The sequence below is a fragment of the Streptomyces scabichelini genome (assembly GCF_011045015.1).
In the GTDB taxonomy this organism is placed as follows: domain Bacteria; phylum Actinomycetota; class Actinomycetes; order Streptomycetales; family Streptomycetaceae; genus Streptomyces; species Streptomyces scabichelini.
On the sequence record NZ_JAAKZY010000064.1, the window covers coordinates 12,278 to 27,317 of the forward strand.

9 protein-coding genes and 1 pseudogene are annotated in these 15,040 nt (G+C 68.5%); 9 read left to right on the forward strand and 1 reads right to left on the reverse strand.

The annotated features are described in order from the left end of the window. The first annotated feature begins 187 nt into the window (after window positions 1–187). Genes G5C60_RS21135 through G5C60_RS21145 form a run of 3 tightly spaced genes read left to right on the forward strand, consistent with a single transcriptional unit; the run spans window position 188 to window position 3,937 of the window. Entirely contained in the window at window positions 188–1,909 is a 1,722-nt protein-coding gene (locus tag G5C60_RS21135) for a class I mannose-6-phosphate isomerase (RefSeq protein ID WP_338145879.1), read from the forward strand. Continuing rightward, complete coding sequence (locus G5C60_RS21140; protein ID WP_165261586.1) at window positions 1,906–2,841, forward strand: ROK family protein; 936 nt, start codon at window positions 1,906–1,908, stop codon at window positions 2,839–2,841. Before G5C60_RS21135 ends, G5C60_RS21140 begins: the two co-directional genes overlap by 4 nt. 52 nt (window positions 2,842–2,893) lie before the next feature. Continuing rightward, window positions 2,894–3,937 carry a LacI family DNA-binding transcriptional regulator gene (locus G5C60_RS21145; RefSeq protein ID WP_165261588.1) on the forward strand — a complete coding sequence of 348 codons (1,044 nt, stop codon included), beginning with the start codon at window positions 2,894–2,896 and terminating at the stop codon, window positions 3,935–3,937. A gap of 657 nt (window positions 3,938–4,594) precedes the next feature. On the opposite strand, the pseudogene G5C60_RS21155 reads toward G5C60_RS21145, so the two are convergent. After that, window positions 4,595–5,681, reverse strand: a pseudogene (locus tag G5C60_RS21155) (PQQ-dependent sugar dehydrogenase); the annotation flags it as partial. Between the two features lie 312 nt (window positions 5,682–5,993). Between G5C60_RS21155 and G5C60_RS21160 the strand changes: the two are divergent. From G5C60_RS21160 to G5C60_RS21185, 6 genes are all read left to right on the forward strand, one after another. Next, complete coding sequence (locus tag G5C60_RS21160; protein ID WP_165261590.1) at window positions 5,994–6,779, forward strand: GNAT family N-acetyltransferase; 786 nt, start codon at window positions 5,994–5,996, stop codon at window positions 6,777–6,779. 286 nt (window positions 6,780–7,065) lie between these two features. After that, window positions 7,066–8,169 carry an FAD-dependent monooxygenase gene (locus G5C60_RS21165; RefSeq protein ID WP_165261592.1) on the forward strand — a complete coding sequence of 368 codons (1,104 nt, stop codon included), beginning with the start codon at window positions 7,066–7,068 and terminating at the stop codon, window positions 8,167–8,169. Between the two features lie 212 nt (window positions 8,170–8,381). Next, the gene (locus G5C60_RS54210) at window positions 8,382–8,855 is read left to right on the forward strand and encodes an alpha/beta fold hydrolase (RefSeq protein ID WP_420907396.1); all 474 of its coding nucleotides are present in this window, start codon (window positions 8,382–8,384) and stop codon (window positions 8,853–8,855) included. Between the two features lie 460 nt (window positions 8,856–9,315). Further along, on the forward strand, window positions 9,316–10,032 hold the full coding sequence (locus G5C60_RS21175; protein ID WP_241266953.1) for a thioesterase II family protein: 717 nt from the start codon (window positions 9,316–9,318) through the stop codon (window positions 10,030–10,032). A gap of 24 nt (window positions 10,033–10,056) precedes the next feature. Further along, the gene (locus G5C60_RS21180; protein WP_165261594.1) at window positions 10,057–10,881 is read left to right on the forward strand and encodes an SDR family oxidoreductase; all 825 of its coding nucleotides are present in this window, start codon (window positions 10,057–10,059) and stop codon (window positions 10,879–10,881) included. A 68-nt stretch (window positions 10,882–10,949) separates the two neighbouring features. After that, window positions 10,950–15,035 (forward strand): amino acid adenylation domain-containing protein, encoded by a 4,086-nt coding sequence (locus G5C60_RS21185; RefSeq protein WP_165261596.1) that lies wholly within the window; start codon window positions 10,950–10,952, stop codon window positions 15,033–15,035. Window positions 15,036–15,040: the final 5 nt, after the last annotated feature.

Below are 15,040 nucleotides of genomic sequence, written 5' to 3' on the forward strand. Positions count from 1 at the left end.
TAACGACAACACTCCGGTGGTAGCAAGGGTTCGTCGCCATGTGATGTTGCCGCCATAGCGCGTCTCTGCAATAACAGCAGGTCAAGCATGATTAAGGTGCAAAGGAAACTCGAAAGAAGGGGTTGGACCGCTCCAGCCGCTCACTGTTATCGTTAACTAACACGACGGAGCCTAGCGAGGAGAAGAAGTGCATTCCGCCTCTCGTTCGTACGACCCCCACCCCAGCTACGACCCCGTCGACGGGCAGGTGATCGCAGGCTGGCCGGCTGCCGTCGCCACGCTGCCGTCCGGCCCGCTCGTTCTGGCGGTGGACGGTCCTTCTGCGCTGGATTGGGGTGCGCTGGCCGACGGACTGACGACGGCCCTGCGCTCCGCGGGGCGTGAGGTGGAGTTGCTGGACGTGCGCAGTCACTATGCGCCGTCAGCTGCCGAGCGGATCACCGCTCGGCCCGTCCCTGCCGACGACCCGTTCTTCACCCCGCTGTCCCAGGCGCAGGTCGGGGACCTGTTCGACTCCATTCATCAGGCTGAGAGGCCCCTGAACGGCGGCGTGTTGGTGGTGTTCGGGCCGGGCGCGGCGCTGTTCGGACCGGACATGCTGTGGTACGCGGACCTGCCGAAACGGTACGCCGAGGCTGCCGTGGCACACGGGCATCTGCCGGTGGGCGTCAACCTGGGCCGCTTCGGCGAGCCCGGTGATCTGGTGCGGCTGTTCTACACCGACTGGCCCCTTCTGGACCGGCACCGCGACGCGTATGCGGGACAGGTCGAGCGGTGGATCGACATGCAGGACCCGGCATCGCCCACCTCGCTGGACGGTACCGCGCTGCGCAGCACCCTGGCTCACCTGGCCGGCGGGCCCGTGCGCACCCGCCCGTACTTCAACTCCACCCCGTGGGGAGGCCAGTGGGCGGCAAGTGAACTGGGCTTCACCCCGCAGGCCGGCAACACCGCTCTCGGCTACGAGCTGATCGCTCCCGAGGCGGGTGTCCTTGTCGGCGAAGAGGGCGGGGCGCAGGTCGAGGTCCCCTTCCAACTGCTGTGCGTCCTGCACCCGACGGACATGCTCGGCCAGGAGGTGCACCGTCGGTTCGGCACATCCTTTCCGATCAGGTTCGACTACCTCGACACGATGCAGGGCGGCAACCTGTCCCTGCACTGCCACCCGCAGGAGCAGTACATGCGGGAGGTGTTCGGCTGGCCGTACACCCAGCACGAGACCTACTACGTCACGGACAGTGAGGCGGGCGCCCAGGTGCTGCTCGGTCTCACCGAGCGTGCGGACGTCGACGCCATGCGCCGCCAGGTGGAGGACGCCATCACCAACGGCACCCTGCTGCCCGTCGAGGCCCACATCCAGACCCATCCGGCCACGGTGGGCCAGCTGTTCATGATCCCGGCCGGCACCCCGCACGCCTCGGGCGCGGGCAATCTGGTGCTGGAGGTGAGTGCGACGCCGTATCTGTACTCCCTGCGCTTCTACGACTGGCTCCGCAAGGACGCCACGGGTGCATCCCGGCCCTTGCCCTACGCACACGGATTCGCCAATCTGGACACCGCCCGGCGGGGGGAGGACGTGACGAAAGACCTGATCCAGCAGCCCCGTACGCTGCGCGCGGGCGAGGGCTGGCGAGAGGAAGTCATCGGCGCCCTGCCAGAGATGTTCTACGCAGTGCACCGCCTGGTCGTAGCCCCGGCCGCCGACATCGTCGACGACACAGCCGGCCGCTTCCACATCCTCAACCTCGCCTCGGGCCAGGGCGCGGTCATCGAGACCAGCGACGGACGCACCCACTTCCTGGCCTTCGCCGAGACCATCACCGTGCCCGCCGCGGTCGGCTCCTACCGCATCCGTTCGGTGGGCGACGACGAGGTGCACCTCGTGAAGGCTCTGGTGGTTGAGCCGTGACCAGTGCCGTCGCCGAGCGGACCCGTGCGCCGATCCCCGTTCTCGACGTCGGCGGAACGCACGTCACCGCTGCCCTCGTCGACCCTGCGACCGACTGCCCCATCTCTTCCTCAGTGATCCGCAGACCCTTGGGCTCGCACGCCCCGGCCGACGGCATCCTCGACGCCATCGCCCTGGCCGCCCTGGAACTGCCCGCAGGGCACCGGCTGTGCTGGGGCGTGGCCATGCCGGGCCCCTTCGACTACGACACCGGGATAGGCCGGTTCACGGGTATCGGGAAGTTCGAGTCACTGTCCGGCGTCGATGTCGGGGCCGGTCTGCGTCAGCGGCTGGTCCACCGGGCTGAGCGACTGTGTTTCCTCAACGACGCCGACGCCTTCGCCCTCGGCGAATATCGCGCCGGCGCCGCCGCTGGGCACGAGCGTGCGGTGTGCCTGACGCTGGGCACGGGCGTGGGCTCCTCGTTCCTGCGCAACGGCCTACCCGTACACGACGGCCCTCAGGTGCCTCCCGGCGGACACGTGCACCGTCTGACCGTGCACCACGTCCCGCTGGAGGACCTGGTCTCGCGCCGTGCCATCCGCGCGCATTACGCCCGCCTCGAGACCCTCCCGGACGATCGAGTCCTCCCGGACGTCCACGAGATTGCCGCACTGGCCAAGGGGGGCAACGCCGCAGCTTCGGAGGCTTTCCGCTACGCTTTCGACACCCTGGGTCAGGCCCTGGCTCCGTGGATCGCCCGTTTCCAGGCCACTGCGGTGGTCATCGGCGGGTCCATGGCCCAGTCGTGGGACTTGATCCACCCTGCGCTCTCGACAGGGCTGGCTCAGGCCGCCAAGCCCGCTCCGCGCGTCCTGGCGGCCAGGCAGCCTGCGGAGGCGCCGTTGATCGGGGCCGCCCACTGGGCGCAGGGCGTACAGAGTGCTCCATGAGGGCCGACCTCAGGTCTGGGACGCCGCCGCAGGCAGAGGAAGGAGAAGGAGCATGACTGGTCGCCGAGGCGGCGGGCCGACCATGCATGACGTCGGGAGACTCGCGCAGGTCAGTGCCATGACCGTCTCACGGGTACTCAAGAACGATCCCGGCGTGTCCGAAGCCACGCGCGAACGCGTCTTCGCCGCGGTGGACCGGCTTGGCTACCGCCGCAACGAGACCGCGCGCAGCCTGCGGCTCGGCGGCACTGGGATGATCGGTCTTGTCGTCACCAACCTCGCCAACCCGTTCTACTCGCGTCTCGCGCTCGGAGTCCAGGAAGTCGCCACCGAACACGGCTTGCGGATGATGCTCAGCAACACGGCCGAACAAGTGGAGCGGGAGCCCGGCCTGATCGACGGCCTCATCGATCACCAGGTCGAAGGGTTGATCGTCGTCCCCGCCGGAAGCCGGCAGCAGCACTTGGCCAGCGCCATGCGCCATGTCCCCGTCGTCCTCGCCGCACGGCCGCCGGCTGGACTCGACACCGACTGCGTGCTGGTCGAGGACTTTCACGGTGCCCGCGAGGCCACCGCGTGCCTGCTTGCCGAAGGGCACACCCGCATCGCCTTCCTCGGCAACCCGCCGGCTCTGTATACGGGGGCTGAACGGCTGCGTGGGTTCTGGGCGGCACACGAGGAGGCCGGCCTCGAGCCCGACAACGCCCTCATCTGCCAAGGCCTCGTCGACGCCGCAACGGCCGAGCGAGCGGCCCTCGAACTCCTCAACCGGCCCGAGGCCCCTACAGCGCTGTTCTGCACGAACAACCGCATCAGCCAAGGCGCGATCCGAGCCCTCTACAAAGCTGGGATCACACTTCCCCTGGCAGGCTTCGACGACTTCGAGCTCTCCGACATCCTCGGCCTCCCACTGACACTTGTCTCGTACGACGCCGACGAGATCGGCCGGCAGGCCGCACGCCTGCTGATCGACCGCCTGAGTCACCGGGATGGCGAACCGCCCGCCTCCCGCCGCATCACTGTCCCGACCCGCGTCATCCGCTACGGCCCACACTCCGGCGACCGCTCCCGCGGGGCACCGCCACCCAGCGAGTAACGACCGCTTGAGCAGGTGCCCGTAACCGAACGCCGGCTCGCACGGCGGGCAACGGACGCGTTTTCCCGACCCCCACCTCCACCTCCACGTCCCGTCCAGCGTTGCCCGAGCCCGCCGGCCCACTATCGCTCCGGACCACGAGCCCAGTACGTCACCGGGCGGGCCCGATGGCCACGTTGTCGAAGGAGGCGGCGGAGTCGAAGACCCGGAGGCCGTTCGCGCCGCTGCGGTAGGTGTCATCGGTGACGGAGATCTTGGGGGTCGTCATGTCGTCGACGAACACCTTGATCGACGAGCCGACGGCGGTGACGCGGATCCGGTGCGTCGAGCCCGGTGTGACGGATGTCTGGGCGGTCCCCAGTGCTCACCCGGAACGTAAGCCCGGCGTCCCCGCCGCCCAAGGTCACCGTGACGTCGGCGTCGTACGTGAAGTCCGCGAAGTTGGTGTCAAGGAGGGCCTTGCCTCCCAGGTCGCGGCCCACCCGGTATCGCCCGTCGCGGACCGACCATGTCCCGCCGTACGTCTTCCAGCCCAGGGCATTGCCGTCGGCGAAGTTGTCCTTCACCTGCATCGCGATGCGCCGGATCGTGCCGTCGGGGTTGAATTACATGCGGTCGTAGGCCAGTTGACGGTGGTTTCCGTCGCTCTCGCTGAGCGGACGGCGGTGGTAGCGGAAGGTCGGTGAGGCCGGTGTTGCGCGGCGAGGTGTTCCTCGGTGCCGTGCAGTTGAAGGCCGCGCCCGAGGCGCCGGTCGTGAAGTCGAAGTCGACGTAGGCGTCGTTGTCGCCGGTGCAGTACGGCCAGCCGAAGTTGCCGGCCTTGGTGATCCGGTTGAACTCGACCTGTCCGCCGGGGCCGCGGGAGGCGCTGGCAGTGCCCGCGTCGGGGCCGTAGTCACCCACGTAGACGATGCCCGTGGCCTTGTCGACACTTATCCGGAACGAGTTGCGGAAGCCCATCGCGTAGATCTCGGGCCGGGTCTTCGCGGTGCCGGACGGGAAGAGGTTCCCGGACGGGATCGTGTACGAGCCGTCGGCGTCGACCTTGATGCGCAGGATCTTGCCGCGCAGGTCGTTGGTGTTGCCGGAGGAACGCTGGGCGTCGTACGCGGGGTTGCGCGACGCACGTTCGTCGATCGGTGTGTAGCCGTCGGAGGCGAAGGGGTTGGTGTCGTCGCCGGTCGACAGATACAGGTTTCCCGCGGCGTCGAAGTCGATGTCGCCGCCGACGTGGCAGCACAAGCCGCGGGACGCGGGAACGTCCAGGATCGTCTTCTCGCTGGCAAGGTCCAGGGTGTTGTCGGTCTTCAGGACGAAGCGAGACAGCCGGTTGACCCCGTCGAACGGGGCGAAGTCGGACTCCGACCCGTCGGTCGGGGCATCGCCGCCCGGCGTGTTCAGCCTGGGGGCGTAGTAGAGGTAGACGAAACGGTTGGAGGAGAAGCCGGGATCGACCGCGACGCCCTGGAGGCCCTCCTCGTCGTGGCTGTAGACGCCGAGCGCACCCGCCACGGTGGTGGTGCCGGCCGCGTCGGTGCGGCGCACCGTGCCATCCCGCGAAGTGTGCAGCACCGAGCGGTCCGGCAGGACCGCCAGGGTCATGGGTCCGCCCGTCTCGGCCACGCCCTTGGCAAGGGTGACCTGTTGGAAGTCCTCGACCGCCGCGGCACGAGCTTTGCCGCCGGGGAGGTCGGGCAACGGTGGGGGCCGCGGCGGCGGGGCTCAGTGGGAGCGCCAGGCCCATGGCACACGCCACGGCCGTGAGCAGCGTACGGACACGTCTGTGTCCGAGCAGTCTCGTGCGCACAGAGTTCTCCGGGAGAAGGTGGGGGTGGCGGCAGGTCGCGGAGGGCCTGCCATGGGGGGAGTACCGGCGCGCGCCGTCACGCCGTCAAAACAGAGGCCTATGGGCTCTGTTGGAGCTCTGGCTGCTTCAGTTCCGGGAAGTTAGCGGGCTTGGTCCGCAGCCGTAACCCCTTTCACACAAGATCTCGGAACCCCAGTGCCAGGAACTGCGACCCCATGGCGGAAGATCGCCGCAGAATACAATCCCGGCATGAAATCTGCCGAACCGGTCGCTACGTCCGTCCATGCGCTCCTTCCGCAGATGGCCAACCTCCGAGCTCATTGGCTTGCCTGGGGCAGTTCGAGCGGACTCGACGCCGACCGGGCCCTTTACCGCAGTGGCCTCCCGCACAGATTGCTCAACGGCGTACTGAGGGCGCGCGAATGCCCTGGGGAGGACGCGGTCGCCGAGGCAGAGAAGCAGTTGAGCGGCTTGCCGTGGCGCTGGTGGATAGGACCGGACAGCGACCCCGGCGTGGCACAAGTGCTGGAGGGACGGGGGTACGCCCGAATCGGCAGCATGCCGATCATGGCCGCCCGGCTCGACAAGGTGCCCGAGCCACCTCTCCCGGCTGGACTCACCGTCGAGCGTGTCGATACCTCCGAGTGCCTGGCGGACTACGTCGACGCCTACGCGTCGTCATTCGGCATAGGCCCCGACCTGCGGGATGCGGTCATCGACGCCGAAGCCGGTCTACGCACTGACCTCGGTCTCCTCATCCGGCTGGTGGGGCGAATCGACGGACGCGCGGTGGCCACGTCGGCGGTGCTCGTCAGCAACGGCGTAGCCGGTCTTTATTGGATTGGCACGGATCCCGCCTACCGCGAACGAGGCATCGGTGCGGCGCTCACTGCAGCTGCAATGGCGATCGGACGGGAACACGGGATGTCCGTCTGCACGCTGCAGGCCAGTAGCCAGGGGCTGCCTGTCTACAGTCGGCTGGGGTTCGTGCCGGTGAGCGAGGTGGTGCTGTACTCGCCGCCATCGGTCCCATGACGTAGGCGCGCACCCGCATGCACAACCTCGCGCATGCACAACCTCGTATGAACCAGTGCCGCTCGCATATGGCTTTACAGCCGCGGCCGATGGTGAGGTGGACGCCATGGGTCGGCGTGAGTTCACACTCGCTCTTTGAGGCCACCGTGGGATGAACGGTATGCGTCGGCAGCCCGGGTACGGCGCTTGAGCAGTTTCGGAGACTGCTTGGGACGCTTGTCGCGAGCCGGGTGCTGGGCGGCTCGGTTGCGCCGTCGCGTTTCCCGTTACTTGTAAGGAACCCCTTGTGGACAAGCTTCGTGTTTTGATCGTCGGGGCAGGAATCTCCGGTTTGGCGCTGGCCAAGGCGCTGCTGGACCGCGGATTTTTGGTGGACGTCGTCGAGCGCCGCGCCGACGACGGACGGGCCCTCGGCACCGGCCTCTACCTCTCGGCGAACGCCGTGCGGGCGCTCCAGGGCATCGGGGTGGGGGCCGAGGTGGCCAAACGGGCGGAGCCCGTGGCGCGGCAGCGGCTGCACGACCACCGCGGGCGGCTGCTCGCGGAGTTCGAGGTGGGACGGATCTGGGGCGGGGTCGGACCCTGCCTGGCGATCACCCGTGACGATCTGCACGAGGTGCTGTGCACGGCCGTCGGCGGCACTGTCATCCGCTACCACACCGAGGTGACCGCGGTGGCCGACGACGGGACCGTGACCTTCGCGGACGGCGCCACCGCCGCCTACGACCTGGTGGTAGGCGCGGACGGCATCAACTCCGCCGTGCGGCACTCCCTCTTCGGCGGCCCCGAACCGCGCTTCCTGGGTCAGTTGTGCTGGCGGTTCATCGCCAATGACACCGCGATACCGGGTATCACCGACTGGACGGGCCGGCTGGGCCCCAAGGGCCGTACGTTCCTGACCGTGCAACTCGGTGCCGGCCGCGTCTACTGCTACGCCGACATCAACAGCCCCGTCCCCGCAGCTCCGGCCGGCGACTGGCGCGCGCTCTTCACCGACTTCGGCGGTCCAGTCCCCCAATTACTGGAGCAGGGCGCGGACGCGTACTTTGCCGCGCTGCACGAGAGCGAGAACACCGTCTGGACGCGCCCGCGCGCCGTCCTCATCGGCGATGCCGCGCACGCCTTCTCCCCGAGCATGGCCCAGGGCGGCGCGATGGCCCTCGAGGACGCCCTCGTACTCGCCGACACGCTCATGACCATGCCTGACGTCACGGCGGCGCTCGCGGCCTTCCAGGCCCGCCGTGCCGAGCGGGTCGCCTGGGTGCTGAAGCAGAATCATCGCCGGGACAAGGCCCGCAATCTCCCCACACCACTGCGCAACTTCACCCTCCGTCTGGCCGGAGAGCGCATCTTCAAGGCCAACCATGCCCTCCTGCATGCCCTGCCGTAGCGTGCAACCTCCGGCGGTGTCATCCCTTGCGCGGATAACGCGGCAGCTTCGAAACCGCACTACACCCACCAGCGAGATCACCGTCAGCCCAGGCCGAAAACGTCAGTAGCCAGACCGTCGCGGCCTCTGCAGGGTCTCGCCTCATTCGCCCGCTTCGCCTGCTATGACAGGCCGGATTCGTTCACTGGCTGCGGGTACCGAGCTACCACCGGCTGAGCGGACGGGCGTGGCTTACGAGGAGCCGTTGGGACCGGCTTTGTGACGCGCGGCCGCCCGCGCTGCTTCAACAGGAGCATGGCGTCGTCATCCCCCAACTGCCACACATGACGTACGGCAGCGACGCCCGCAGCGCGCACCTCAGTGACGCCGTTGACAGCGTCGTCGCCGCCGTCCGAGAGAGCGCAGTCGACAGCGCTGTGTTGGTAGCCCATAGCTGGGCCGGCTACCCGGTGCCGGCCGCCGCACACGAACTGGGCCAGGGAACCGTGCGCAAGGTTGTGTACTACAACGCGGTTGTACTGGCGCCCGGTGTGCCAACAGCCGATCGCCTATGGGACCGAGTCGCTCGATCTGCCTACGCTCGCATCAGTGGGCATCGAAGCGGCCTGCATCTTGGGCAAGGACAACATTGCTCTGGCCCGCCCTGGTGGAGAGTTTGTGGCTTGGCTACGCGGCTTGACCGGTAACCCGCGTTCCCGTCCACAAGAGCGGTACGGATTCACCAAGCTCGTCGATCCACTCTTGGGTCAGGCCGTGGAGGTCTGGCAATCGATACGCCCGCAACAACCCCAGCTACCTGCCCGCCCTGCGCCACCTCGGGCTGCGGAACGCCGATCTCAGGAACGGCCCGACGAGGACGGAGGGGACGGAGGCGGTGCGTGGCCGTTGGCGAAGGACGCGGGCGCGGACCCAGGGGTAGGGCGCGGCACAGACGCGTATGGACTTGGGCTCAAGACGTATGGCCGCCGGGATCCACGCGATGATTCAGTGAGTTGTCGTGATCGTCGCTGAGAGGCCGCAGAGCAGGCAATTGCGCGTGCCGAGTCGGCCCGCCCGGCCGCCCGGCCGACCCGCTCCGGTCGGATTTCTCGGCTGCGCGGACTTCGGGTGCGTACTTCCCTACGCTGTCGAGGAGTTGTTGCTGTCTTGAGTCCCGAGCACAAAGAAATTCCGCTGCTCTGCCTGCCGTTCGCCGGAGGCGGTGCGAGTTTCTTTCATCCGTGGAACAAGCTCGGTCTGAACGGAGTGGTGGCGAAACCGCTGCAGCTGCCCGGTCGCGAGCGGCGGCTGGATGAGGAACCCTACCGGGACCTGCACGCCGCGGCGGATGGACTGCTCCCTGAGGCGCTGGAAGCGGCAGGCAGCGGTCCGATCGCGCTGTTCGGACACTGCTTCCTCGGTGCCGCACTCGCCTACGAACTCACCAGGCGAATCACCGAGACCGGAAACGTCGAGGTTGTGCGCCTGTTCATCAGCGCGGCGCGTCCGCCTTCTTCGAGCCGGGTCAGCGACGTGGCCGGACTGACCGACGAGGAATTCCTTGCATACGTCGAGAAGACGACCGGGTATCGGCACGCCGCATTCGATATCCTCGAAGTGCGCGAGCTGTTGATGCCAGCACTCCGTGCGGATTTCGAGATGGACGAGAGTTATGTTCCACGGAGTGCTGTCCCGCTCGACGTGCCGGTGACCGCCGTATTCGCTGACGACGACGCATTCGTTTCCCGCGAAGACGTGAGCCATTGGCAGGAAGTGACCACCGCGGAGTTCTCATTTGTCGAGATGCGCGGCGAACACATGTATCTGGCCAACAACGTCCATCCGTTGCTCGAATTGATCTCCACGACGATCGCTGCACGCTGAGTACCCAGGTCGAAAGGTTCATCGATGGGACTGCAAGGCAAAACGGTCCTGATCACTGGAGCGGCCAGGGGCATCGGCCGTGCCTGCGCCGTGCGAGTCGCCGAGGAGGGCGCGGACGTCGTCCTGACCGACATAGCCGACGACCAGCCGGATATCCCCTACTCACTCGGTACCGCGGAGCAGTTGGAACAGACCGCGGAGTTGTGCCGCAAGAACGGCGCGTCCGTGCTCCTCGCCGCGGCGGATGTGCGTTCGCCGTCCGTCGTGAAGTCGGCCGTCACGGCCGCCGTGGACCGGTTCGGGCGGATCGACGTTCTGATCAACAATGCGGGGATCGGGGCACCGGCGGGCAAGGCCACACATGACTTCACCGAGGACGAGTGGCGCGTCGTACTGGATGTGAACCTCTCCGGGCCGTGGCGTGTGATCACGGCGGTCGCACCGGTCATGGTCGCCCAGCAGTCGGGCAGCATCATCAACGTCGCGTCGACGGCCGGCCTCGTCGGGTACCGCTACTTCGCCGGGTACGTGGCTTCCAAGCACGGGTTGATCGGCCTGACCAAGTCGGCCGCGCTCGACTACGCGCCGCTGAACATCCGCGTCAACGCACTGTGCCCTGGGCCGGTGCGTGACGATCCTGCGGTCGACGGTCACATGACCGCGGTGGTCGCCGACGCACTCGGCATCAGCTTCGAGGAGCAGGTAGCCGTCGACCTGGAGTCGGTGCCGACGAAGTCACTCGTCGACCCGGCCGATGTCGCCGGTGCCGCGGTCTGGCTCGCCGGTGACGACTCCCGAAAGGTCACCGGAACGGTGATCACAGTGGATGCCGGTTACTCCGCCCGCTGATCAGCTCCCTCTTCGCTCCCCCTCCACGCCACCAGACATGCCTGCGCCACACGACAATGGAGTCAGTGATGTCCATCTCCAGCGAAGCGGTTCGGGAAATCTCCGGAAACGATCGCGCGAGCGGCCGGTTCTTCGCCGGAAACACATACACCGCGGATCCGGCCCGTGCCTGCCACAGCCTGATCAGGCGGCTGCCGACGGGGATCGACCCGATGGCCGTACGAGCGAACCTGGAAACCCTGGCCGAGCATCACTCCGTGCTCCGTGACATCCAGGTGTTCGACGAAGCGCTGCACGCGAGGTCGGACGACGTGGTCGCGGACACCCGCCGCACACGGGAGGCATGCCGCCAAGTGGGCGGCGCCCCGGTCGTCGCGCGGGCCGTCGTGCTCCGCTACGCCGACGGCGCGGCCGACCTGGTGCTGGTGGCGCGTCGCCGGTTCGTGGACCGGCGCGCCCTCGACCAGTTGGCCACCGCGTTGTTCGACCCGTCACGTCCGGTCGTGCTGCCCGACCCCGCGGCGCCGCTGTCCGAACCGAGGGCTGACACGGAGGGACAGGATCCCCGGTCCGCCCTGCCATGGGGCCTGGGGGAGTCATCCAGGGCCGGCCGGACGGGCACGGTCGCATTGACCACCACCGCGGTCGCACCTGACGCGGTAGCGCTGCTCGTGGCGGCGACAGCGACCGTACTGACCCGCTACGGCGCGGCAGAGCAGGCCGAGTTCGCCCTGGTCACCGAGGGTCCGGAAGTTGCGACCACGGAACGGTCCGTCATGCTTCCGGTCGACGACTCGGTGTCGGCCGCCGAACTGCTCGACGCCGCCGCCGCAGTCGCTGCCGCGGTCACCGCCGCTCCGGGCGGCGAAGGGCCGTCCGGAGCGCCCGTGATCGGGGTACTGGTGACCGCGGGTCGCGCCGACGACGTGTATCGGCCCGCCCTCGCTCCGGTCTTTCCGGTCACGCTGGCGTGGGAGCACAGCACGGACGGCACCCTGAGCGGCGTCCTGCACTACGACGAGGGCGTGCTGGACCCGGTGATCGCCAGACAGTTCGCCGGACATGTCTGCCGCGTGGTGGAGGCGCTGGGACGAACGCCGGTACACGGCCGTGTCGGCGACATCGAGCTGGTGGACGCCGACGAGGCCGTCGGCATCCTGGCTGCGGGGCGCACCCCGGCCAGGACGGACGGTTCGGCCGCGCCCATCCACGAACTGTTCCGGGTGGTGGCGGCCGCACAGCCGGACGCCCCCGCGCTGACCGATGCGGACCGCTCAGTGAGCTATGCCGAACTGGACGCCCTGTCCGACGCGGTCGCCGGTGCGCTGCGCGGCCGCGGGGTGGTGCCTGGAGACCGGGTGGGCGTGTGCCTCGGCCGCGACGCCGACCTGGTGATCGCCCTGCTCGGCGTGGTCAAAGCGGGCGCCGCCTACGTCCCCATGGATGCCGCGTATCCGGCGGAACGGCTTGCCTACACGGTGGCCGACGCCGGGATCCGGATGGTGATCTCCACCTCGGGGGAGTTCCCCACCGTGGACGGGGTGACGGTGCTGCACCCCACCGAGCTGTCCCCGGCGGACGGTTCACCGACCGCGGACGCGGACGTCGGCCCGGACGACATCGCCTACGTGATCTACACGTCCGGCTCGACCGGGCGCCCCAAGGGTGTCGCGGTGCCGCACCGCAACGTCGGCGCGCTGCTCGCCGCGACCACCGCGGATCTGAAGCTCGGCCCGTGGGACACCTGGACCCTGTTCCACTCCAGCGCCTTCGACTTCTCCGTCTGGGAGATCTGGGGCGCGCTGTTGTCCGGCGGACACCTGATCGTGGTGCCGTACTTCACCACTCGCGACCCGGAGGACTTACACGACCTGTTGGTACGACACGGGGTCACCGTCTTGAACCAGACCCCGTCCGCGTTCTCCGCGCTCAAGGAGGCCGACCTGCGGCGCTCCGCCGACCTTGCGGTGCGTCTGGTCATCTTCGGCGGCGAGCCGTTGGACGTGCGGATCCTGCAGGACTGGTTCCGCCGGCACCCGCACACCCGATGCCGCGTGGTCAACATGTTCGGCATCACCGAAACCACGGTGCATGTCACCAGCCAGACCCTCACGCCGCAGGACGTCGGCACCCGTACGCGTTCGGTCGGCCAGGCGCTGCCCGGCTGGTCGGTGTCCGTGCGGGATGCCGCGGGACGGGTCCAGCCGTTCGGCGTGCCCGGCGAAATCCACGTCGGCGGTGCGGGAGTGGCCGCCCACTACCTGAACCGGGAGGAGCTGACCGCCGACCGGTTCGTACGCGATCCTGTCACCGGAGAACGGGTCTACCGCAGCGGAGACCTGGGCAGACTGCGGCCGGACGGACGGCTGGACCACCTCGGGCGGATCGACGGTCAGGTCAAGGTACGCGGATTCCGCATCGAACTCGACGAGATCCGCTCGGTCCTGCTGGAGGACGAGAACGTGACCGCGGCGGTGGTCGTCCTGGCCGGCGACACCGACGACGCGGCCGACGCGGCCGACGTCCGCCTGGACGCCTACCTGGTGCCGAAGCACCACGCCGTGTCCGCGGAGGACATCCGGTGGCGGGCGGCGCGATATCTGCCCGACCACATGCTCCCTGCCACCATCACCCTGCTCCCCGAACTGCCGCTGACCGTCAACGGGAAAGTCGACGTGAGCAGACTGAAGGCGGCCGCCGGGACCCCGGTCACCCATGCCACCACCCCGGTCACTCATGCCACCCCGGTCACCCACGCCAAGGACCTCACGGACGACCCGGTACTGCGGGTGTGGCGGGAGGTTCTGGGCGAGCACGTCGGCCCGCACGACGACTTCTTCTCCTCCGGTGGCAACTCGTTGCTCGCGGTACGGCTGTCCGGTGCGCTGCGCAGGGCCGGACTGCCCGCGGTGTCGCTGCGTGAGCTGTACGTGCACTCGACCGCGACTGAGGTGAGCGCGCTGGTCTCCGCCCGCGAGTCCACCGTGCCCACAGCGCCCACTGGGCACACGGTGTCGCCGGACACCAACAGCACACCGGCACGGGCCGGCTCGGCGGGTGACGGGGTCGTCCATGGCAAGGAGGCTGTCCCGCCGCGACCGGCGGCGGTCGAATCGGCGCCGGGTGAGCTGTCCGCGGCTGAGCTGACCGCGGTCGGCAGGCGAGTGCATGCGGCCTGGGCCGAGGTGCTCGATATCCCGGCCCGGGAGATCGGACTCGGCGACGACTTCTTCGAGATCGGCGGCAGCTCGCTCGCGGCCATGCGAGTGGCGCTCCTGCTCGACGACCTGGTCAGCCTGAGGGACGTGATGCGGTGCTCCCGATTGACGGAGCTGGTCGACGCAGCGGAGCGGGCTGCCGGTGCGCCCCCGGGAAACAGGGATGTGCTGATCCGCTTCACGGCCGAGATCGCGGATCCGGTGGCCACCGTCGTGTGCCTGCCCTACGCGGGTGGCAACGCCGTGCACTTCAAGCCGGTCGCGGATGCCCTCGTACGGCGGAACGACCGGCTGATGGTGGTCGCCGCGGAACTTCCCGGTCATGCGCCAGGATCCACCAAGGATGACCTGCGGAGCTTCGCGGACACCGTGGAATTGATCACTGCGGAGATCGAACGCACGGTGACCGGACCGGTCGTGCTGTGGGGTCACTGCAACGGCTCGCCGTTGGCGATCGAGATCACGCGGCTGCTCACCGAGCGCGGTCGCGAGGTGCGGCATCTTTTCCTCGCGGCCATGCTGTTCCAGCCGGCCCAGCACATCAGGGAGACGCTGCGCGACACCGAATCGCTCACCTTCGCCGACGTCCGGCAGTACCTCGCCGAGTGGACCGGCACCACTGAACTGGACGGTCTCGGTGGTGACTTCGAGGATCTGGTGACCCGGACGTTCCGGCACGACGCGCTGCTCGCCAACGAATTCCTGCTCGCCGGGCGGGAGTCGGGGAACCGACGGCAATTGACCACGCCGTGCACTGTGGTGATGGCGACCGACGATCCGCTGACCCCTGCCTACCAGGACGGCTACCGTGAGTGGGAGCTGTTCGTCGAGCGGCCGAGGCTGCACGAGATCGACGGCGGCGGCCACTACTTCACCCGGACCCGCCCAGAGGAGGTGGCCGAGCTGGTGGCCGGCATCATCGAGAAGTCCGACTGATGTCT

Coding starts and splice junctions, on each gene's coding strand:
- G5C60_RS21145 (WP_165261588.1), top strand. CDS start 2,894: ATGACTGGTCGCCGAGGCGGCGGGCCGACCATGCATGACGTCGGGAGA.
- G5C60_RS21160 (WP_165261590.1), top strand. CDS start 5,994: ATGAAATCTGCCGAACCGGTCGCTACGTCCGTCCATGCGCTCCTTCCG.
- G5C60_RS21180 (WP_165261594.1), top strand. CDS start 10,057: ATGGGACTGCAAGGCAAAACGGTCCTGATCACTGGAGCGGCCAGGGGC.
- G5C60_RS21185 (WP_165261596.1), top strand. CDS start 10,950: ATGTCCATCTCCAGCGAAGCGGTTCGGGAAATCTCCGGAAACGATCGC.